The following is a 22,289-nucleotide window of genomic DNA, read 5'->3' on the forward strand; positions in this document are numbered from 1 at the left end:
AGGGAAAGGTATGATTTATATTGTCTTATTATTTGTCTTGTTTTTAATAGGAATTCCGATCTGCTTTTCACTCGGAATGGTATCGGTGGCTGGAATTATCCAGGGAGGAACCCCGTTAATTGTTGTTATCCAGAGAATGTTCACCGGTGCTGACAGCACGGCGCTGATTGCGATTCCGCTGTTTATCCTTGCCGGAGGTCTGATGGTTCAGGGCGGTATTTCCAGAAGAATCGTCGATTTTGCCGATGCGCTGATCGGACATTTTCCAAGTGGTCTGGCGCTGGTAAGTATTCTGGCGTGTATGTTCTTTGCGGCGATCACAGGTTCTGCGATCGCGGCAACCGCAGCGATCGGCGGCATTATGATTCCGATCATGCGTGAGAAAAACTATGAAGATACGTTTTCGGCTCCGTTAATCGCCTGCGGCGGTTCGATTGGACCGATCATTCCTCCGAGTATTCCACTTCTGCTGTACGGAACGATGGCAGGTGTGAGCGTTGGTAAATTGTTTATCGGTGGATTTATCCCGGGCATTATCATGGGACTCGGACTGATGATTTACAGTTATTATGTAGGAAAAAAGAGACATTATGTAGGACGTGAGAAAAAGGCGAGCCGTGAGGAGAGAATTCGTACCGGAAAAGATGCCCTTCTTGCCCTGATTATGCCGATTATCATCATTGGAGGTATCTTATCTGGTATTTTTACGGCAACCGAGTCCGGCGCTATCGCGTGTGCATATGCGATTATCATCGGCGGTTTTGTTTACCGGGAGTTAAAGCCGTCCAAGATGTTTGACCTCTTTGTGGACTGTGCAAAATCAACGGGACAGGTTTTAATCGTTGTGTCCTGTGCGAGCCTGTTTACCTGGGTTATCACGGTTGCACAGGTTCCGCAGACCGTCAGCGCCCTGCTGTCCAGCACGGTCAGCAACAAATATGTATTGTTGATGATCATCAATGTGATTCTGTTAATTGCAGGCACCTTCATCGATACGACAAGCGCGCTGGTTATCTTTACCCCACTCTTCCTGCCGCTTGTTAAGGCAATGGGAATTGACCTGATCCATTTTGGCCTGGTCATGGCAGTCAACCTGACAATTGGTATGTGTACGCCTCCGCTGGGCGTGTGCCTGTTTGTATCGGGATCGATTGCCAAGGTAAGCCTGAAAGACCAGATGCGGGATTTGCTCCCTATGTTAGCAGTCCTTCTGATTGTCCTTTTGGTGATTACCTATATTCCACAGACCGTTACATTTTTACCGAATTTATTTGCATAAAATTTCTATAAAAAATCGGACGCCGCTATCATCTGGGGAGCGGCGTCTGTTGTCTGTCCGGATTCTGGTGTTTTTTGAGAAAACTTTTTCATAATTATTCCAAATTTATTCCAAATCTATCAAAAAAACCACTTGACACCCATCAAATCCCATGCTAAGATGGAGAATGCACTATTGTGGAAAACTGTGTTTTCCGGGTATTCGTATGCCCAAATGACAGTGCGGCTCCGGCGGCATGAAACAAGGCTGGTTCGGAGATGGAAAAATGCAAACCATAGAGATAGAAAGAAAACAGGGGTGAAACATCGAATGGAGAAAAGCAGGATGCGTCCGGTAAAAACCGGTAAAGGTGTAAGGATGACCTTCTCAAGACAAAAAGAAGTTCTGGAAATGCCGAATTTGATTGAGATTCAGAAAAACTCGTATCAGTGGTTCCTGGATGAGGGACTGAAAGAAGTGTTTGCTGATATCTCCCCGATCACGGATTTCGCAGGTCACTTGAGTCTGGAATTTGTGGATTTTACACTGTGTAAAAACGATATCAAATATACGATCGAAGAGTGCAAAGAGCGCGATGCGACCTATGCAGCTCCTCTGAAGGTAAAGGTAAGACTTTGCAATAAAGATAAAGATGAGATCAATGAACATGAGATTTTCATGGGTGATCTTCCACTTATGACCGACACCGGCTCCTTCGTTATCAACGGAGCGGAGCGAGTTATCGTCAGCCAGCTTGTTCGTTCCCCTGGTATTTATTATGGAATCGCGCACGATAAGATCGGTACAGAGTTATACAGCTGCACCGTTATCCCGAACCGGGGTGCCTGGCTGGAGTATGAGACAGATTCCAACGACATTTTCTACGTGCGTGTAGACCGGACCAGAAAAGTTCCTGTTACTGTTCTGATCCGTGCTCTTGGTTACGGTACTAACGCCGAGATCATTGACCTGTTCGGCGATGAGCTGAAACTGGAGAAGAGCTTCGAGAAGGATCCGTCCAACAACTACCAGGATGGTCTTCTGGAATTATATAAGAAGATTCGTCCGGGTGAGCCGCTTTCCGTAGACAGCGCAGAGAGCCTGTTAAACAGCATGTTCTTCGATCCGCGCCGCTACGATCTGGCAAAGGTAGGTCGTTATAAATTCAATAAAAAGCTTCACTTTAAGAACCGTATCGTAGGTCACGTTCTGGCTGAGGATGTGGTTGATACAACTACCGGAGAGATTCTGGCGGAGCAGGGAACAAAGGTTACCAAGGAACTTGCTACTGACATCCAGAACGCAGGCGTTCCGTTTGTATGGATTCAGGGTGAGAAGAAGAATCACAAGGTTCTTTCTAACATGATGGTAGATCTGGGCGCTTATGTGAATTTCGATCCGGAAGAAGTAGGCGTCACAGAGTTAGTATTCTATCCGGTTCTCCAGGGTATTCTGGAAGAAAATGCCGGCGCTTCTGATGAGGAGTTAAAAGAGATTATCCGCAGAGATATCCATGACCTGATTCCGAAGCACATTACGAAGGAAGATATCATCGCTTCCATCAACTACAACATGCATCTGGAAGGCGGCATCGGCAATCCAGATGATATCGACCATCTGGGCAACCGTCGTATCCGTGCGGTCGGCGAGCTGCTTCAGAACCAGTACCGTATCGGTCTGTCCCGTATGGAGCGTGTGGTACGTGAGCGTATGACAACACAGGACATGGAAGGTGTTTCTGCCCAGTCCCTGATCAATATCAAGCCGGTTACAGCAGCAGTCAAGGAGTTCTTCGGAAGTTCCCAGCTGTCCCAGTTCATGGATCAGAACAACCCGCTGTCCGAGCTGACCCATAAGAGACGTCTTTCCGCCCTGGGTCCTGGCGGTCTGTCAAGGGACCGTGCCGGATTCGAGGTACGAGATGTACACTACACACACTATGGTCGTATGTGCCCGATCGAGACACCTGAGGGACCGAACATCGGTCTGATCAACTCCCTGGCATCTTACGCACGTGTCAATGAGTACGGTTTCATCGAAGCTCCGTACCGTGTAGTAGATAAAACCGATCCGTCCAACCCGGTTGTTACGGATGAGGTTGTATACCTGACAGCAGACGAGGAAGATAACTTCGTTGTTGCACAGGCAAACGAGCAGTTAGACGAAGAAGGACACTTCGTCCACAATAACGTATCTGGTCGTTTCCGTGAGGAGACTTCCGAGTTCCAGAAGAAGAAAATCGACCTGATGGACGTATCCCCGAAGATGGTATTCTCCGTAGCTACTTCCATGATTCCGTTCCTCCAGAACGACGATGCGAACCGTGCTCTGATGGGATCGAACATGCAGCGTCAGGCGGTACCGCTTCTGACCACCGAGAGAGCCGTTGTCGATACCGGTATTTCCGCGAAGGCAGCTGTTGACTCCGGTGTGTGTGTCGTTGCAAAGAATGCCGGTGTGGTTGAGCGCTCCGCTTCCAACGAGATCATCATCAAGAGAGATTCCGATGGAAACCGCGATGTATACCATCTGACAAAATTCAAGAGAAGTAACCAGTCCAACTGCTACAATCAGAAACCGATTGTATACAAGAATGACCATGTCGAAGCTGGCGAGGTTATCGCAGATGGTCCGTCCACCTGCAACGGTGAGATCGGTCTGGGCAAAAACCCGCTGATCGGCTTCATGACCTGGGAAGGCTACAACTACGAGGATGCCGTTCTTCTGTCTGAGCGTCTGGTTCAGGAGGATGTATATACCTCCGTCCATATCGAGGAATACGAGGCAGAAGCACGTGATACCAAGCTGGGACCGGAAGAGATCACAAGAGATGTTCCGGGTGTCGGCGAGGATGCACTGAAAGATCTGGACGAGCGCGGTATCATCCGCATCGGTGCAGAGGTTCGTGCCGGTGATATCCTGGTAGGTAAGGTTACCCCGAAGGGAGAGACCGAGCTGACTGCAGAAGAGCGCCTGTTACGTGCGATCTTCGGTGAGAAGGCAAGAGAGGTTCGTGATACCTCCCTGAAAGTACCGCATGGTGCATACGGTATCATCATTGATGCGAAGGTATTTACAAGAGAGAACGGCGACGAGCTGGCTCCGGGTGTAAATAAGACCGTTCGTATCTACATTGCACAGAAGAGAAAGATTTCCGTCGGCGATAAGATGGCTGGCCGTCATGGTAACAAGGGTGTCGTTTCCCGTGTACTTCCGGTTGAGGATATGCCGTTCCTTCCGAATGGCCGTCCGCTCGACATCGTACTGAACCCACTGGGCGTACCGTCCCGTATGAATATCGGACAGGTCCTGGAGATTCATTTAAGCCTTGCTGCCAAAGCACTTGGTTTTGATGTATCCACCCCGATTTTCGACGGTGCAGACGAGAAAGATATTCAGAACACTCTGGAGATGGCAAATGACTATGTCAACACCTCCTGGGAAGAGTTCGAAGCAAAATATAAAGATATTGTAGATCCGGAAGTTATGGAGTATCTGGGTACCCATCTGGAGCACAGAAAACTCTGGAAGGGCGTTCCGATCGGACGCGACGGTAAAGTCCGCCTGAGAGATGGACGTACCGGCGAGTACTTCGACAGCCCGGTTACAATCGGACACATGCATTACCTGAAACTGCATCATCTGGTTGATGATAAGATTCATGCACGTTCCACAGGTCCTTACTCCCTCGTTACACAGCAGCCGCTGGGTGGTAAAGCTCAGTTCGGTGGTCAGCGTTTCGGAGAGATGGAGGTTTGGGCTCTGGAGGCGTATGGCGCATCCTACACGCTGCAGGAGATCCTGACCGTGAAGTCCGATGATGTGGTAGGTCGTGTGAAGACATACGAGGCAATCATCAAGGGCGAGAATATTCCGGAGCCGGGTATTCCGGAGTCCTTCAAGGTACTCTTAAAAGAGCTTCAGTCCCTGGGTCTGGATGTCAGAGTTCTGGCAGAAGACGGTTCCGAGATCGAGCTCAAGGAGAACATCGACGAAGGCGATACCGATCTTCGTTCCGTCATCGAGGGTGACAGCAAGCGTTACTCTCAGAATGAGTCCTTCGGCAACTACGGTTACCAGGAGCAGGAATTTAAAGATGGTGAGCTGACCGATGTAGAGCACGATGAGTATACAGCAGAGGCAGACGGCTATACAGACGATGACTATGCAGACGTTTCCGATGATAATGGATCTGACGACGAAGAATAATCGATAGGAGGGAGTACCGCTCATGCCAGAGACAAATGAAACATATCAACCATTGACATTTGACGCAATCAAGATCGGTTTGGCATCCCCTGAAAAGATTCTGGAGTGGTCTCACGGCGAGGTTAAAAAGCCGGAGACCATCAACTACAGAACATTAAAGCCGGAGAAAGACGGCCTGTTCTGTGAGAGAATCTTTGGACCGAGCAAGGACTGGGAGTGCCACTGTGGTAAATATAAAAAAATCAGATATAAAGGTGTTATCTGTGACCGCTGCGGCGTTGAGGTTACAAAAGCCAGCGTCCGCCGTGAGCGCATGGGTCATATCGAGCTTGCAGCTCCGGTTTCCCACATCTGGTATTTCAAGGGAATTCCGAGCCGCATGGGTCTGATTCTGGACATTTCTCCGAGAACTCTGGAGAAGGTTCTGTACTTCGCTTCCTATATCGTGCTGGATCCGGGACAGACCGGACTGCAGATGAAGCAGGTTCTGTCTGAGAAGGAGTACCGTGACGAGATCGAGAAATACGGTTACGGTTCTTTCCGTGTCGGCATGGGTGCCGAGGCGATTCAGGAGCTTTTAAAGGCGATCGACCTGGAGAAGGATTCTGAGGATCTGAGAAACCAGTTACAGGATGCAACCGGACAGAAGCGTGCCCGTATCATCAAGCGTCTGGAAGTCGTAGAGGCATTCAGAAATTCCGGCAACAAACCGGAGTGGATGATCATGACCGTTGTCCCGGTTATCCCGCCGGATATCCGTCCGATGGTACAGCTGGATGGCGGACGTTTCGCAACTTCCGACTTAAACGATCTGTATCGTCGTATTATCAACCGTAACAACCGTCTTGCAAGACTTCTGGAGCTCGGCGCACCGGATATCATCGTGCGCAACGAGAAACGTATGCTTCAGGAGGCAGTTGACGCATTAATTGATAATGGCCGCCGTGGCCGTCCGGTTACCGGTCCTGGCAACCGTGCCCTCAAGTCCCTTTCTGATATGTTAAAGGGTAAACAGGGACGTTTCCGTCAGAACCTTCTGGGTAAGCGAGTTGACTATTCCGGACGTTCCGTTATCGTCGTAGGACCGGAGTTAAAGATTTACCAGTGCGGTCTGCCGAAAGAGATGGCGATCGAGCTGTTTAAACCGTTCGTTATGAAAGAGCTGGTTTCCAACGGAACCGCTCATAACATTAAAAATGCAAAGAAGATGGTAGAGCGCCTTCAGCCGGAGGTTTGGGACGTTCTCGAGGATGTAATCAAAGAGCATCCGGTTATGTTAAACCGTGCTCCTACACTGCATCGTCTGGGTATCCAGGCATTCGAGCCGATTCTGGTAGAAGGTAAGGCAATCAAGCTGCATCCGCTTGTTTGTACCGCGTTCAACGCCGATTTCGATGGCGACCAGATGGCGGTACATCTTCCGCTTTCCGTGGAGGCACAGGCAGAGTGCCGTTTCCTGCTGCTTTCCCCGAACAACCTGTTAAAACCGTCCGATGGTGGTCCGGTAGCCGTTCCTTCCCAGGATATGGTACTCGGTATCTACTATCTGACCCAGGAACGTCCGGGCGCCAAGGGCGAGGGCATGGCATTCAAGAGCATCAACGAGGCGATTCTTGCATACGAGAACAAGGTTGTTACCCTGCATTCCCGTGTCAAAGTAAGAGTAACCCGCACGATGCCGGATGGCACAACGAAGACTGGTATCATCGAGTCTACCGTTGGACGTTTCATCTTCAACGAGATCATCCCGCAGGATCTGGGCTTCGTAGACCGTTCCCAGAAAGAGAACGAGCTGAAACTGGAAGTTGACTTCCACGTAGGCAAGAAGCAGTTAAAGCAGATTCTGGAGAAGGTTATCAATGTCCATGGTGCAACCCAGACAGCGATCACCCTGGATGATATCAAGGCGATTGGCTACAAGTTCTCTACACGTGCAGCCATGACCGTATCGATTTCCGATATGACCGTACCGGCAAGCAAGCCGAAGCTGATTGCTGACGCGCAGGCAACGGTTGACCATATCGCAAAGAACTTCCGCCGTGGTCTTATCACAGAGGAAGAGCGTTACAAAGAAGTTATCGAGACCTGGAAGGCAACCGATGATCAGCTGACTCACGACCTGCTGACAGGACTTGACAAATATAACAACATCTTCATGATGGCTGACTCCGGTGCGCGAGGATCGGATAAGCAGATTAAACAGCTTGCTGGTATGCGAGGACTGATGGCAGATACGACCGGTCATACGATTGAACTTCCTATCAAGTCCAACTTCCGTGAGGGTCTGGACGTACTGGAGTACTTCATCTCCGCACACGGAGCTCGAAAAGGTATGTCCGATACGGCTCTGCGTACTGCCGACTCTGGTTACCTGACCAGACGTCTGGTAGACGTATCCCAGGATCTGATCGTCCGCGAGGAGGACTGCTGCTGGGATAAGCCGGAGATTCCGTATATGGAGATCAAGGCATTCATGGATGGTCAGGAGACCATCGAGACATTGCAGGAGCGTATCACAGGACGTTTCATCGCTGAGACAATCACAGACCCGGATACAGGTGAAGTGGTGATTGAGAAGAATCATATGTGTACGCCGAAGCGTGCAGCGGCTGTTATGGCAGCATTGAAGAAACAGGGCAGAGATTCCATCAAGATCCGTACCGTTCTGACCTGTAAATCCCATATCGGTGTGTGTGCGAAGTGCTACGGTGCCAACATGGCAACCGGTCAGCCGGTTCAGGTCGGTGAGGCAGTCGGCATCATCGCGGCACAGTCCATCGGTGAGCCTGGTACACAGCTGACCATGCGTACGTTCCACTCGGGCGGCGTTGCCGGTGGCGATATCACACAGGGTCTTCCGCGTGTCGAGGAGCTTTTCGAGGCACGTAAGCCGAAGGGACTTGCTATCATCGCTGAGTTCGGCGGTGTGGCAACCATCAAAGATACCAAGAAGAAACGTGAGATCATTATCACGGATAATGAGACGGGCAATTCCAAGACATACCTGATTCCTTACGGCTCCCGTATCAAGATTCAGGACGGCGCGGTTCTGGAGGCTGGTGACGAGCTGACCGAAGGTAGCGTGAACCCGCACGATATTCTGAAGATCAAGGGCGTCCGCGCCGTACAGGATTACATGATCCAGGAAGTACAGCGTGTATACCGCTTACAGGGTGTAGAAATCAACGATAAGCATATCGAGATGATCGTACACCAGATGTTAAAGAAGATTAAGATTGAGGAAAGTGGAGATTCCGACGTACTGCCGGGCGTATCCATGGATGTACTCGATTTCAACGAGATGAACGAGGCGCTGGAAGCTGAGGGCAAAGAGCCGGCGATCGGACGTCAGGTTATGCTGGGTATCACCAAGGCATCTCTGGCAACCGACTCCTTCTTATCCGCTGCATCCTTCCAGGAGACAACCAAGGTTCTGACCGAGGCTGCCATCAACGGAAAGGTAGATAAGCTGATTGGTCTGAAGGAGAACGTTCTGATTGGTAAGCTGATTCCGGCTGGTACCGGTATGAAGCGTTACCGCTCCATCAAGCTGAACACTGATGTTGAGGAAGAGGATGATATCGATCTGGCAGAGGACGACTTCAACGAGCCGGCTGAACTGGACGAGGCAGACAAGATTGTACTCAACGAGGATGAGCTGAGTGAAGAATAATTAAAAATGAAAACGGAATCGTTTTTTGGAGATCGCCGCAGAGATGCGGCGGTCTTTTTTTGTTTCATAAAACCGTAAGAAATAGAAGCGCGGGATTGGTTGAATCGAAGGGGAAAATCCGTTATACTTATAAAGGAAATGTTTAAAATCCAAAGTAATGTGATTGAATTGTATAAATTTAAAAAACAAATTTAACGATTTTAGACTTTCAAAACAGAAACAATTATTAAAAAAATAGAGACATTGGAAGGAGATTATATAGATGAAGAGACACAATCGGCTCAAAAAACATGCACTGGGACTGGCGGCGGCTCTGCTGATGACAGCCGGTATGTCGCAGATCGCGCTGGCAGGCGACTCGGTGTATGTCAATACGTCTTCCCTGCGCTACCGGACATCCGCGCAGATCAAGGACAATAATATCGCGGGCAATCTGTCCTACGGTCAGAAGCTGGAGCGCGTGGGAACCAGCGGACAGTGGACGATGATTCTTTTGAATGGAAAGAAGTATTACGTTTCATCTGCCTATGTGACAAGCAAAAAACCGGCATCCGCAGGTGCTGTCCAGACAACCAGCCAGACAGCAGCGGGAGCGCAGACATCCGGCGGCACGGCGATCGCACTTTCTTCTAATTATAAATACGCAAATTATTCGAAGATCAACAGCGGAACTGCGACCCTGTACCGCTCGACTGCTTCCAACAAGAAAAATAAAGTGGTCTGTGTCAATGCCGGACATGGAACAAACGGTGGCGGAAGCGTCAAGACCCAGTGTCATCCGGATGGAAGTGCGAAAGTAACCGGCGGCACAACCGGAGCCGGTGCTACCTCAGCAGTGGCAGTTTCCAGCGGTATGACCTTTGCAGATGGAACAGCAGAGAGCAAGGTAACACTTGCTATGGCAAAGGTGCTTAAGACAAAACTTCTGAATGCAGGCTATGATGTACTGATGATCCGTGAATCAGATGATGTACAGCTGGATAATATAGCCCGTACGGTCATTGCGAATAACAACGCGGACTGTCATATAGCCTTGCACTGGGATTCAACCAGCAGCAACAAGGGTGCCTTTTTCATGAGCGTTCCAAGCAATGCAACCTACCGTGCGATGGAGCCGGTTGCCTCTCATTGGAAGCAGCACAACCAACTGGGCGAGTCGCTGATCAGCGGCTTAAAGAGCGCGGGTGTGAAGATTTATTCCAAAGGCAGCATGGAGATGGATTTGACCCAGACTTCCTATTCAACGATTCCGAGTGTGGATATTGAGCTGGGAGATAAGGCGTCCGATCATTCGGGTGCGACGCTTGAGACGCTGGCGAACGGATTGCTGGCTGGCGTGAATACGTTCTTCGGACAGTAAAAACTGAAAGGAGGAAAGCATATGGGATTGGTGGCGTTTATTATGGCATATGCATTATTTGCGTTTATCTTTTATATTCTGCAGGTAATTGCATACTGGAAGATTTTTACAAAAGCCGGGGAAGAAGGATGGAAATCCATCATTCCGATTTACAATGGCTATGTACAGTACCGGCTGACCTGGGATGTGCAGTATTTCTGGGTGGCACTGGGACTGGCGGTCGGCGGAGGTATTTTAAATTCCTTCGGTGGAATCGTGGGAGTTATCGGTTCGCTTGCGCTTCTGGGAACAGCACTCATGAATGTGGTGGCACTCTATAAGCTGGCGTGTGCCTATGGTCACGGGATAGGATTTACGATTGGTTTATTTTTCCTGAATCCGCTTTTTATGCTGATTCTTGGTTTTGGTGATTCGGAGTACATGGGACCGCAGGAGTAGCGGAAATGAAGTTCCGGGATATTTAAGATATTTTCCAGACAAAAAAGAGTCAGACGAGACAATAGAGGGTTTTGCACTGTACCTGTCTACAGCGTAAAACCCTTGTTACTGCTCACAGGTAGGCACTTTTGGAACCGAAAGTGCCGTAAGAAAACGTGGTGGCAGCAGGAATTTGCCGTATTTAAATGCGAAGCCACGGCAAATTCCGTTACTGGGCACGTATGCGTGAACAGTAACAAACCCTTTATTTTACGGGAAAAATTTGCATTTTATACCTTGACAGTGCAACTCAAACTAGCTATAATAAGTAAGCGTGCAAAATTCAAGGAATTTCTGCGCGGAAATACAAGCTTAAAAAAGCAACCACAGACAATATCACAGGAGGTGAAAAGGATGCCTACATTTAACCAGTTAGTAAGAAAGGGAAGACAGACATCTGAAAAGAAATCAACAGCTCCGGCTCTGCAGAAGGGATACAACTCTTTACAGAAGAAAGCTATCAACGTTTCTGCACCGCAGAAGAGAGGCGTGTGTACAGCCGTTAAGACTGCAACACCTAAAAAGCCTAACTCTGCTCTTAGAAAAATCGCCAGAGTTCGTCTTTCCAACGGTATCGAAGTAACAAGCTACATCCCGGGTGAGGGACACAACTTACAGGAGCACAGCGTTGTTCTGATTCGTGGTGGTCGTGTAAAAGACTTACCAGGTACCAGATACCACATCATCAGAGGTACTCTTGATACTGCAGGCGTAGCCAACAGAAAACAGGCGCGTTCCAAATACGGCGCTAAGAGACCGAAAGACAAGAAATAATTTTAATTAGGTAGAAGTTCTATTAGATTTAGAATGAATGTGCCGGACTTTGATATTGATCCTGTAGGTTGCAGGGAATCATAGAACCGCGCACGAGACGCAGGTTGAACTTAGAGAGAACCTGCCGAGTAGGAAGAGAGGAAGCACCATGCTCAATGTCGCGCTGAAAGACGCGCTCGTTTCGCAGGTGCGCTTTCACACTAAGCTCGTGAGGAACCTCGCTAAGTGTTCAATGCGAGTACCTAAGATCTAATGAATGGCTCCCGCGGCTCCCCGCCGGAGCAGATATTAAGGAGGGAAGTAACGTGCCACGTAAAGGACATACTCAGAAAAGAGACGTATTAGCGGATCCGCTGTACAACAACAAGGTTGTTACTAAATTAATCAACAACATCATGCTGGACGGCAAAAAGGGCGTTGCTCAGAAGATCGTATACGGCGCGTTTGATCGTGTCGCTGCAGAATCCGGTAAGGAAGCTGTAGAGGTTTTCGAAGAGGCAATGAACAACATCATGCCGGTTCTGGAAGTTAAGGCAAAACGTATCGGTGGTGCTACCTATCAGGTACCGATCGAGGTTAAGCCGGAAAGAAGACAGGCTCTTGCACTTCGCTGGATCACTCTGTACTCCCGTAAGAGAGGCGAGAAGACTCAGGAAGAGAGACTGGCAAAAGAGATTCTGGATGCAGCTAACAACACTGGTGCATCTGTGAAGAAGAAAGAAGATATGCATAAGATGGCAGAGGCTAACAAGGCATTTGCTCATTACAGATTCTAATAGGAGGAAAAAGCTTTGGCTGGAAGAGAATATCCGTTAGAGAGAACCAGAAATATTGGTATTATGGCTCATATCGATGCTGGTAAGACTACCACTACTGAGCGTATTCTGTATTATACTGGTGTTAACTATAAGATCGGTGATACTCATGAAGGTACTGCTACCATGGACTGGATGGCTCAGGAGCAGGAGAGAGGTATTACCATCACTTCTGCAGCGACAACCTGTCACTGGACTTTGCAGGAAAACTGCAAACCGAAACCAGGCGCTCTGGAGCATCGTATCAACATCATCGATACCCCAGGACACGTTGACTTTACGGTTGAGGTTGAGCGTTCCCTGCGTGTACTGGACGGTGCTGTAGGTGTATTCTGTGCTAAGGGTGGTGTAGAGCCTCAGTCTGAGAACGTATGGCGTCAGGCTGATACCTACAATGTACCGCGTATGGCATTCATCAACAAGATGGATATCCTGGGTGCAAACTTCTATGGCTGTGTAGAGCAGATCAAGACCAGACTTGGTAAGAATGCTATCTGTTTACAGCTTCCGATCGGCAAGGAAGATGATTTCAAGGGAATTATCGACCTGTTCGAGATGAAAGCATACATCTACAATGATGATAAGGGTGAGGACATCAGCATCCTTGATATCCCGGAGGATATGAAGGATGACGCTGAGCTTTACCACACCGAGCTGGTAGAGAAGATCTGCGAGCTGGATGATGATCTGATGATGGCATACCTTGAGGGTGAAGAGCCGTCTGTAGATGAATTAAAGAAAGTATTAAGAAAAGCAACCTGTGAGTGTCAGGCTATCCCGGTATGCTGTGGTACCGCATACAGAAATAAGGGTATTCAGAAGCTCCTGGATGCTATCATTGAGTTCATGCCGTCTCCGCTTGACATCCCGCCGATCAAGGGTGTTGACCTGGATGGCAACGAGACTGTAAGACATTCTTCCGACGAAGAGCCGTTCTCTGCTCTTGTATTCAAGATCATGACCGACCCGTTCGTAGGTAAGCTGGCTTACTTCCGTGTGTACTCAGGTGTTATGAACTCCGGTTCATACGTACTGAATGCAACAAAGGACAAAAAAGAGCGTGTTGGACGTATCCTTCAGATGCATGCCAACAAGCGTCACGAGCTGGAAAAGGTTTACTCCGGTGATATCGCAGCAGCGATCGGATTTAAGTTCTCCACCACAGGTGATACTATCTGTGATGAGCAGCATCCGGTAATCCTGGAGTCCATGGAGTTCCCGGAGCCGGTTATCGACATCGCTATCGAGCCGAAGACCAAAGCTGGTCAGGACAAGATGGGCGAGGCTCTTGCAAAACTGGCAGAGGAGGATCCGACTTTCCGTGCTTATACAAACAAAGAGACTGGTCAGACAATCATCGCTGGTATGGGCGAGCTCCATCTGGAGATTATCGTAGACCGTCTGCTTCGTGAGTTCCACGTTGAAGCTAACGTAGGTGCTCCGCAGGTAGCTTACAAAGAGACCTTCACAAAGGCTGTAGATGTAGACAGCAAGTATGCAAAACAGTCTGGTGGTCGTGGTCAGTACGGTCACTGTAAGGTACACTTCACTCCGATGGATCCGAACGGCGAAGAGACCTTCAAGTTTGAGTCCAGCGTTGTCGGCGGTGCTATCCCGAAAGAGTACATCCCGGCTGTAGGCGAAGGTATTGAAGAGGCTGCTAAGGCAGGTATCCTCGGCGGATTCCCGGTACTCGGCGTTCACGCTGACGTATACGATGGTTCCTACCATGAGGTCGACTCTTCTGAGATGGCTTTCCATATCGCAGGTTCCATGGCATTCAAGGATGCTATGCGTAAAGGTAATCCGGTACTGCTTGAGCCGATCATGAAGGTTGAGGTAACCATGCCGGAAGAGTATATGGGCGATATCATCGGTGATATCAACTCTCGTCGTGGTCGTATCGAGGGTATGGAAGACATCGGCGGCGGCAAGCTGGTTAAGGCTTATGTTCCGCTGGCAGAGATGTTCGGTTATTCTACCGACCTTCGTTCCAGAACTCAGGGACGTGGTAACTACTCCATGTTCTTTGAGAAATATGAGCCGGTTCCGAAGAGCGTTCAGGAGAAAGTTCTTGCTGGAAAAGCTGAGAAATAATTAAAAATGTAACTATATTGCCTTTTCCGGGCAGATAACTGCCCGGAAAAGCAATATTAGGCTTGAAAAAACGGCTCTAATCGAATATAATTAGAGTCAGCCTAACATAAATTGAGATACCCGTATTGGGTGTAAATTAAGGAGGACGTCTTAAAATGGCAAAAGCAAAGTTTGAAAGAACTAAACCGCATTGTAACATTGGTACTATCGGACACGTAGACCATGGTAAAACAACCCTGACAGCAGCTATCACAAAAGTTCTGGCTGCAAGAGTAGCTGGTAACACAGCTGAGAACTTCGAGGATATCGATAAAGCTCCGGAAGAGAGAGAGCGTGGTATTACTATCTCTACTGCACACGTTGAGTATCAGACAGAGAAGAGACATTACGCACACGTTGACTGCCCAGGACATGCTGACTACGTTAAGAACATGATCACTGGTGCTGCTCAGATGGATGGCGCTATTCTGGTTGTAGCTGCTACCGATGGTGTTATGGCTCAGACAAGAGAGCACATCCTGCTTTCCCGTCAGGTAGGCGTACCGTACATCGTAGTATTCATGAACAAGTGCGATATGGTAGACGATCCGGAACTGCTTGAGCTGGTTGAGATGGAGATCAGAGACCTGCTGAACGAGTACGAGTTCCCGGGCGATGACACACCGATCATCCAGGGTTCTGCTCTGAAGGCTCTTGAAGATCCGAACGGCGAGTGGGGCGACAAGATCATGGAGCTCATGGACGCTGTAGATTCTTACATTCCGGATCCGGTACGTGCTACAGATAAGCCGTTCCTGATGCCGATCGAGGACGTATTCACCATCACAGGTCGTGGTACTGTTGCTACCGGCCGTGTTGAGCGTGGTACTCTGAAACTGAACGATGAGGTTGAGATCGTTGGTATTCACGAGGAGACTCGTAAGACTGTTGTAACTGGTATCGAGATGTTCCGTAAGCTGCTTGATCAGGCTGAGGCTGGTGATAACATCGGTGCTCTGCTTCGTGGTGTTCAGAGAACTGACATCCAGCGTGGTCAGTGTCTGGTTAAACCGGGCTCTGTAAAATGCCATAAGAAATTTACTGCTCAGGTTTACGTTCTGACAAAAGACGAGGGTGGTCGTCATACTCCGTTCTTCAACAACTATCGTCCGCAGTTCTACTTCAGAACCACTGACGTAACAGGCGTTTGTGAGTTACCGGCTGGTACCGAGATGTGTATGCCGGGCGACAACGTAGAGATGACTGTAGAGCTGATTCATCCGGTAGCTATGGAGCAGGGTCTTCGTTTCGCTATCCGTGAGGGCGGCCGTACAGTAGGATCTGGTAGAGTTGCTACTATCATTGAGTAATCAATGAATTAAACAAAGGTGCTTCTTGTATGCGCAGCAGGCAAGAAGATGTACCGTATATATATAATATAAAGTCGCTTCCAGGAAGCGCATTGTGTCCAGACGTAAGAGATACCCCGGAACCGTAAGGTTTCCGGGGTTTTTCTGTTACAGAATTTCAGCCCTTTACGCATTGTCGGTTGCCAGAAGTCCGGCGGCACGCAGGTTGGCAAGAAGTTCATTGAAGCGTTCAACGACATCTTCAGCACTTGTTGCATCTGCGACGGGACTAGCGGCGGTGACGGTGGCGGCGGGACCGGTAGGACCTGTAGCGCCGGTAGGACCCGTTGCGCCGGTAGCTCCTGTAGCGCCGACAGCTCCTGCAGCGCCGGTAGGACCTGTAGCGCCAGTCGGACCAGCAGCGCCGGTAGCTCCTGTAGCGCCAGTTGGGCCGGTAGCGCCGTCAGCCCCGGTCGGCCCTGCCGGACCAACAGCACCGTCAGCGCCGGTCGGTCCAGTCGGACCCGTAGCGCCCGCAGCCCCGTCAGCGCCAGCAGGCCCAGCCGGCCCCGCAGCCCCTGTAGCGCCGGTCGGTCCAGTCGGACCCGTAGCGCCCGCAGCCCCGTCAGCGCCAGCAGGCCCAGTCGGACCCGCAGCCCCGGTAGCGCCGGTCGGTCCGGTCGGACCCGCAGCACCCGCAGCCCCCGTTGCCCCGGTCGGTCCAGTCGGACCCGTAGCACCGTCCAGTCCATCGAGTCCGGCAGCACCAGTGGGACCGACAGGTCCGATCGGTCCGGGGCAGCCGCGTGGTCCTATGGGACCGGGACGACAGCAGTTGTAGGGTTCAAAAGAACCGGGACAGCCGCGATCGCGTCCGCAGCGCCCATAGCCGTTATTTTCACAGTCATTATCATCAAAATAGTAGGGATAATTACATGAATGACGAAACATAAAAAACTCCTTTCCAGATTTAGGACATCCATCCTGATGTAGTATATGTGTGCGATGAAAGAGATGTGCATTAGCAGAAAAGGGCTGGGAAATTGAGGGCTGGGAACTGTGGAATATTATAAGTGTGGAAGACGGTAAGAATGAATGTAGGAAGTGTGGATGCCGCTGGATGGAACGACTCCCAGTCCGCCGCTCAGACCACCGCAGAGGTCGGAGAGAATGTCACAAGATAGGTAATCAGTTTGTTTTATGGTTTGAGGATATGGTTTGAAAGTATTCTTCATTTGTCAAAACCGCCGGAGAATCCGGGCGGATTTTTTTTGTTTCCTTATGATAATACAGTGCCTTATCATAGTTTCCCATCCGATCATAGCAGACGCAGAGCTGGATTAAAGGAATGAAATCATAGTAATCGGCTTCGATAAAGGCATTTGGATGATATTCTGGTCGGTCTTTGAGGGCAAGCTGGTACCAGAAAACAGCCTGGGAAATTTCTCCGAGGGAAAGTTTCAACCGTCCAATCTCACAGCAGGTTTTAGCACGTGGGCGGTCGTAGAGAAAACTCTGGAACAGGGAAAGCTGACTGGCAGCTATATTTCTGAGTAGTTCATGGCAGCGCGCCAGAAGCAGACAGGCGTCCGCCTTATTTTCATACCACCCGTCCGGTTCGTTTAGGAAATGTTCCAGAACCGGGCGGGCTTTTTCGTATTGTTTGTGGTCGATGAGTTCGCGGGCGTAGTAGTATTGATGGCGCGGATCGAGCAGTTCGCCGTCTGCAAGCATTGTTTCATAGATTTTCAGGTTCCGGTCAGAATGGGTGAAAGCGGAAGCAGGCTTCCGGTGTTCGATCTGAATAGGAGAATAGAGAATTCTGCCGCGTGGCGCGATGGCTTCGTGGACGCGTCCTTTCCAGAGAAAATGCCGGTCCGTTCTCAGAATCCGTTCGCGATCGTAGGTAAATGCAGGTGTGCCGTCCGGCTGGAATCCAGCGATGTATTTCATCATGACAACGTCGGGCTGCGGGGATTTGCTTAAAGTTTCTTTCAACTTTAAAATCGCTGTAATCGATTCTGCGGGAACGACATCGTCGGCGTCGAGCCACATCCAGTATTCGGTTGTGACCTTTTCACAGATGAAATTGCGCGCGGCGGCGAAATCATCGTTCCACGGATAGTGATAAATATGTTTGGTGTATTGCCGGGCGATTTCTACAGTTCGATCGGTGGAACCGGTGTCGGCGACGAGGATTTCATCCGCAAATTGTATGGCAGATGCTAAAACACGCGTCAAAACGGCGTCTTCATTTTTGACGATCATACATAGGCTGAGGCGGATCATGGGATCTCCAAAATCAATATCAAATTGATATTAATATATGAAAGAAGTTTTTAGATGTGTACAGACATTATATATATAATTATATAAGGATAAACAGGAGAAAAGTAACGTTCTATTATTTTGCGGGTACTTTTGTAACTGTTCACAGGTAGGAATTTTCTGAACTGAAAATTCCGTACGATACAGTTTCGGCAGCAGATTTTGCCGATTTGGAATGCGTAGCATCGGCAAAATCCCGTTGCTGGGCACACGTGTGTGAACAGTAACGTACTTTTCTCCTGAAATGATGGCTGCAATTCACTCTGCGCTATTTAACAGCACTTGAAAAAAATTATTATAGAGCTTCAAAAAAAGCATTGGTCAATTTCTGTATATTCAGATACGGGTTCTCATAATCAAAACTACGCATCCGTCCCTTGGCAGCCAGAACACCGAGCTGGATCGGTTCAGCAATATCCGAATTGAGCCGATCATCGAGCATACCGCTGATGAAACCGCCGGCAAAGGAATCACCGGCGCCGGTATCGTTGTTTAACTGGTACTGGTAGAGCTTTTTGTGGCGGACTGTGCGGATCTGACATACGCCGTCCTTAAAATGGATCAGCTCATGGCGGTCATCGTGCTTGACAATGAGGGTGCGGGTGGGATCCGGGTTGATCGCAGAAAAATACTCACAGAGGTTCGCGTAGAGCGGACGGGCGCTGCGGGCATTGAAGCCGAGGTTTTTCTTTTCGGATTTATTTAAGAAAACATAATCGGCATATGCGATCAGTGGCTGTAAGCGCTCACGGCGCAGCGATGTATACTCAAAACCAGGATCCATGCTGACTTTCATGGCAGGATTTAAATGTTTTGCCTGGATGACCGATTGCATGATTGCCTCGAATTGGTCGAAATCAGACAGGGATGACAGATGGATCCAGCGGGCCTGCGCGAGGTACTCCGCCAGTGTGGTTCCCGTCCGGGCTTCCTGTTCATGGATGCGGTCTAAGAGAGTGTTGTTGGCACACGGCGCGATCTTGATGCAATTGCGCGTGTGATTATAAAGGCGGACAATCGATTTGGCAATCGCTTTGGAATATGGATCGTCGAAGCGCTCGCGCGTGGTAAACAGCCAGTCACGGTTATCCAGGTGCGCCAGCTCGGCGTCAATGTCATTTGTCTTGCCGAAGCGCAGATCGAATGGACTGGGAGTGCCGCACACGCCGACGTAAGCGACCTGCAGGTTAGGGAGAATATGCTTTGCCACTTTCAGGGTGATGAAAGCAGAACCGCCGATCTGGGTTGTGTACTCCTTGCCTTTTATCGCCAGCTCCTGAATATCGTTTTCCACATCGGAAATCGGGTTGCTTAAGTTCTCGTCGCCTCCACCGGCGGATGTCTCCACCAGATCAAGCCCGGTGCAGTGAAACATATAGTCATAATTGATAGCGCCAATGCAAATAATATCTAAACCTGCCATGAGATTCTACCTCTTTTGTCCGTGTATTTTTTAGTATTTAAAATGAAGAGCGGTGCGGGATTTTTGCTTTTTCAGCAGGATCTCGCACCAGCACCATTTACAGAATATAACACGGTTTTTCGTTTGTCAAATAAAATGTAAAATTAGTGTAAAAAAGACGCGGAAAAGTGCCGAAAAGCCTTTATTTATAAGAAAAAACTACATTTTTTTATTAGAGAAAATAAAGAAAAAAGATGGGGAGAAAGAGTGGAAAATGAGAATGGGAAAATAGGGGAGATGGAGAAAAAGGGAATGGAAAAGTGCGGATGGACAGCGGGTGAAATGTTCAGTATAATTTGATGGAATAGAGATAGAATGGACAGGAAACGAAGGGAGGAGAGTGCGATAAAAGATCGAATCAAGGAAAAGCAGAATGAGAAATCAGAGGGGATGGAAAGAGCGGTTTTAACCCGCCTCCATCTCAGCGCCTCCGCCCTTAAATATTTAGCACTCCTGGCGATGACGGCAGACCACATTGCGGTGATCTGCAGACCGGTTCCGGGATTCCGGACATTTGGGGATCTGGCGTTTCCATTGTTCGCCTTTTTATTAGTAGAAGGTTTTTTTCACACGCGGGATCGCAGATGTTATGGACGGAGGCTGCTTTTGGCGGCGGCTGTGTCGGAGATTCCGTATGATCTGGCATTTTCCGGACGGTGGATGGATGCACAGCACCAGAATGTCTGCCTGACCTTTTTTCTGGCGCTGGTTGCGATGGAGCTGTTAGAGCGGTATGGAAACGGTATCTGGGAGAAGCTGGTGCTGACGGCAGTGTTCTGTACGCTGACAGAAGCGGCGGGAGCAGACGGCGGCGCATGGGGGATGGGACTGGTGCTGGCATTTTATTTTTGTGTAATAGGAAATTCAGGCACTAACGTGCCAAGGCACATTCTTTTTCATGAGAAAACGGCGGGGGTGTTTATGAAGATGATTGCCGCCGTCCTCATCGGCGCGTTCGCGTGGCAGGAACCCCTCTGGGTACTGGCGCTCACGGCTGTCTGCCTCCTGTTATATGACGGTTACAGAGGCCGGAGCAGATTCCGTTCGTTCTTTTATATCTATTATCCGGCGCATCTTCTGGTGCTGTATTTTTTGTCATAGAAAACTTTGTCCTATGACAAAAAAGCTCCGCAGGATGCACATTCGCGCGAAGAAGAAACATGTCGCAAGCGACCGCGCTTGGCGCGAGAATGTGCCAAGGTACATTCTTTGTGAGAAAATGGTTTGGATGACTTTTAACAACACTTTGCAAGAATTCTCCCATCCTCTCTAGGTGGTGAGATGAATTGCCTTTTGGGAAAATCATGCAATATCTGGCATATTAAAACTGCGCATATCTGTGCACATAAATGAAAACAAATACAGAAGAACAAATGTTCTGAAAAATATAGACAAACAAGTGTTCCTGTGTTATAATATAATCAGTCGAAAGTAAAAAGAAAGGCTGATTTTATGAGAAAATTGGACAGTAATGCACATTCAGTGTTTCTACTCTATTATCATTTGATTCTGGTTATAAAATATCGAAAAAAGATACTGACGGATCCTGTTTCTGAGCGTGCCCGGGAGATTTTTGAATATATCGCTCCGAAGTATCATGTTACATTAGAGGAATGGAATCATGATCGGGATCATGTTCATATTATGTTCCGGGCCCATCCGAAATCGGAACTCAGCAAATTTATCAATGCGTATAAAAGCGCAAGCAGCCGATTGATTAAAAAAGAGTATCCGGAGATTCGGCAGAAGCTTTGGAAAGAAATGTTCTGGAGCCAGAGTTTTTGCCTGTTAAGTGCTGGTGGTGCACCCATTGAGGTTATCCGCCAGTACATAGAAACACAGGGAGAAAATAAGAGTGAACATCGTGTACCGTTTTCGGATTTACCCGAATAAATCTCAAAAAGAACTATTTGCAAGGACATTTGGCTGTGTGCGTTTCGTGTATAACCGGATGCTGGCAGAGAAGATAGAATATTATGAGAAAACCGGAAAAGTATTAAAGGTTACGCCTGCAAAGTATAAGGCAGAGTTTCCGTGGCTGAAGGAGGTAGACAGTCTGGCATTGTGTAATGCACAGCTGCATCTGCAGACAGCCTATAAGAACTTCTTTCGGGATTCTTCGGTTGGTTTTCCGAAGTTCAAGTCAAAAAAGAATCCGGTAAGAAGTTATACGACAAACTGCGTAAATGGAAATATTACTTTGCAGAGTGGTAAACTGAAACTTCCGAAAGCAGGTTGGATTCACATAAAACAGCATCGGAATATTGATGATAGTTATATATTGAAGGGTGCCACCGTCAGCCAGGAAGCAGATGACAAGTATTATGTATCATTACTGTATGCGGCAGAAGAAGCGGAACATGAAATCAGGCCAGTAAAAATCGCAATCGGGCTTGATTTCTCCATGAGTGAATTGTATGTAGATTCCAATGGAGTTCATGCAGATTATCCTCATTTTTTCCGAAAATCCCAGGAAAAACTTGCAAGGGAGCAGCGCAGGCTGAGTCA

The 22,289-nt window shown here is 48.8% G+C and carries 15 protein-coding genes; 12 read left to right on the forward strand and 3 right to left on the reverse strand.

Features of this window, described 5'->3' with window-relative positions; all coding sequences use genetic code 11:
* The first annotated feature begins 10 nt into the window (after positions 1-10).
* The 9 genes from DXC57_RS07205 (at position 11) to tuf (ending at position 16,012) form a co-directional block, all read left to right on the forward strand.
* Positions 11-1,279 carry a TRAP transporter large permease gene (locus DXC57_RS07205; RefSeq protein WP_118469150.1) on the forward strand — a complete coding sequence of 423 codons (1,269 nt, stop codon included), beginning with the start codon at positions 11-13 and terminating at the stop codon, positions 1,277-1,279.
* A 309-nt stretch (positions 1,280-1,588) separates the two neighbouring features.
* Positions 1,589-5,467 carry a DNA-directed RNA polymerase subunit beta gene (locus DXC57_RS07210; protein WP_107000677.1) on the forward strand — a complete coding sequence of 1,293 codons (3,879 nt, stop codon included), beginning with the start codon at positions 1,589-1,591 and terminating at the stop codon, positions 5,465-5,467.
* A gap of 22 nt (positions 5,468-5,489) precedes the next feature.
* On the forward strand, positions 5,490-9,140 hold the full coding sequence (gene rpoC / locus DXC57_RS07215) for a DNA-directed RNA polymerase subunit beta' (RefSeq protein ID WP_107000676.1): 3,651 nt from the start codon (positions 5,490-5,492) through the stop codon (positions 9,138-9,140).
* A gap of 262 nt (positions 9,141-9,402) precedes the next feature.
* Positions 9,403-10,500, forward strand: coding sequence for an N-acetylmuramoyl-L-alanine amidase (locus DXC57_RS07220; RefSeq protein WP_118651771.1), 1,098 nt, complete (start codon positions 9,403-9,405; stop codon positions 10,498-10,500).
* Positions 10,501-10,521: 21 nt separating this feature from the next.
* Complete coding sequence (locus tag DXC57_RS07225) at positions 10,522-10,938, forward strand: DUF5684 domain-containing protein (RefSeq protein WP_022358471.1); 417 nt, start codon at positions 10,522-10,524, stop codon at positions 10,936-10,938.
* 393 nt (positions 10,939-11,331) lie between these two features.
* The gene (gene rpsL / locus DXC57_RS07230; RefSeq protein WP_022358472.1) at positions 11,332-11,751 is read left to right on the forward strand and encodes a 30S ribosomal protein S12; all 420 of its coding nucleotides are present in this window, start codon (positions 11,332-11,334) and stop codon (positions 11,749-11,751) included.
* A gap of 305 nt (positions 11,752-12,056) precedes the next feature.
* A complete protein-coding gene (gene rpsG, locus DXC57_RS07235; protein ID WP_022358473.1) occupies positions 12,057-12,527 on the forward strand; it encodes a 30S ribosomal protein S7 in 471 nt (156 codons plus the stop codon).
* A gap of 15 nt (positions 12,528-12,542) precedes the next feature.
* Positions 12,543-14,663 (forward strand): elongation factor G, encoded by a 2,121-nt coding sequence (gene fusA, locus DXC57_RS07240; RefSeq protein ID WP_022358474.1) that lies wholly within the window; start codon positions 12,543-12,545, stop codon positions 14,661-14,663.
* Positions 14,664-14,818: 155 nt separating this feature from the next.
* Positions 14,819-16,012 (forward strand): elongation factor Tu, encoded by a 1,194-nt coding sequence (gene tuf / locus DXC57_RS07245; protein WP_107000672.1) that lies wholly within the window; start codon positions 14,819-14,821, stop codon positions 16,010-16,012.
* A gap of 165 nt (positions 16,013-16,177) precedes the next feature.
* Here tuf and DXC57_RS15330 read toward each other — a convergent pair whose 3' ends face one another.
* From DXC57_RS15330 to DXC57_RS07265, 3 genes are all read right to left on the reverse strand, one after another.
* Entirely contained in the window at positions 16,178-16,942 is a 765-nt protein-coding gene (locus DXC57_RS15330) for a hypothetical protein (RefSeq protein WP_147354079.1), read from the reverse strand.
* Between the two features lie 237 nt (positions 16,943-17,179).
* Entirely contained in the window at positions 17,180-18,280 is a 1,101-nt protein-coding gene (locus tag DXC57_RS07260; protein ID WP_118293985.1) for a glycosyltransferase family 2 protein, read from the reverse strand.
* 334 nt (positions 18,281-18,614) lie between these two features.
* Positions 18,615-19,742 carry a carbohydrate kinase family protein gene (locus tag DXC57_RS07265; protein WP_117796276.1) on the reverse strand — a complete coding sequence of 376 codons (1,128 nt, stop codon included), beginning with the start codon at positions 19,740-19,742 and terminating at the stop codon, positions 18,615-18,617.
* Between the two features lie 354 nt (positions 19,743-20,096).
* Here DXC57_RS07265 and DXC57_RS07270 point away from each other — a divergent pair, with 354 nt between their 5' ends.
* The 3 genes from DXC57_RS07270 to DXC57_RS07280 all read left to right on the forward strand — a co-directional run.
* On the forward strand, positions 20,097-20,882 hold the full coding sequence (locus DXC57_RS07270; protein WP_118651773.1) for a TraX family protein: 786 nt from the start codon (positions 20,097-20,099) through the stop codon (positions 20,880-20,882).
* Positions 20,883-21,233: 351 nt separating this feature from the next.
* Entirely contained in the window at positions 21,234-21,674 is a 441-nt protein-coding gene (gene tnpA / locus DXC57_RS07275) for an IS200/IS605 family transposase (RefSeq protein ID WP_118651775.1), read from the forward strand.
* The coding region (locus DXC57_RS07280) for an RNA-guided endonuclease TnpB family protein (RefSeq protein WP_147354080.1) at positions 21,637-22,289 on the forward strand (653 nt) is incomplete at its 3' end. The genes tnpA and DXC57_RS07280, both read left to right, overlap by 38 nt.

This window comes from Clostridium sp. TF06-15AC (assembly GCF_003481165.1).
GTDB lineage: Bacteria > Bacillota > Clostridia > Lachnospirales > Lachnospiraceae > Otoolea > Otoolea fessa.

Coding starts and splice junctions, on each gene's coding strand:
- DXC57_RS07205 (WP_118469150.1), top strand. CDS start 11: ATGATTTATATTGTCTTATTATTTGTCTTGTTTTTAATAGGAATTCCG.
- DXC57_RS07210 (WP_107000677.1), top strand. CDS start 1,589: ATGGAGAAAAGCAGGATGCGTCCGGTAAAAACCGGTAAAGGTGTAAGG.
- rpoC (WP_107000676.1), top strand. CDS start 5,490: ATGCCAGAGACAAATGAAACATATCAACCATTGACATTTGACGCAATC.
- DXC57_RS07220 (WP_118651771.1), top strand. CDS start 9,403: ATGAAGAGACACAATCGGCTCAAAAAACATGCACTGGGACTGGCGGCG.
- DXC57_RS07225 (WP_022358471.1), top strand. CDS start 10,522: ATGGGATTGGTGGCGTTTATTATGGCATATGCATTATTTGCGTTTATC.
- rpsL (WP_022358472.1), top strand. CDS start 11,332: ATGCCTACATTTAACCAGTTAGTAAGAAAGGGAAGACAGACATCTGAA.
- tuf (WP_107000672.1), top strand. CDS start 14,819: ATGGCAAAAGCAAAGTTTGAAAGAACTAAACCGCATTGTAACATTGGT.
- DXC57_RS15330 (WP_147354079.1), bottom strand. CDS start 16,942: ATGTTTCGTCATTCATGTAATTATCCCTACTATTTTGATGATAATGAC.
- DXC57_RS07260 (WP_118293985.1), bottom strand. CDS start 18,280: ATGATCCGCCTCAGCCTATGTATGATCGTCAAAAATGAAGACGCCGTT.
- DXC57_RS07265 (WP_117796276.1), bottom strand. CDS start 19,742: ATGGCAGGTTTAGATATTATTTGCATTGGCGCTATCAATTATGACTAT.
- DXC57_RS07270 (WP_118651773.1), top strand. CDS start 20,097: ATGGACAGGAAACGAAGGGAGGAGAGTGCGATAAAAGATCGAATCAAG.
- tnpA (WP_118651775.1), top strand. CDS start 21,234: ATGAGAAAATTGGACAGTAATGCACATTCAGTGTTTCTACTCTATTAT.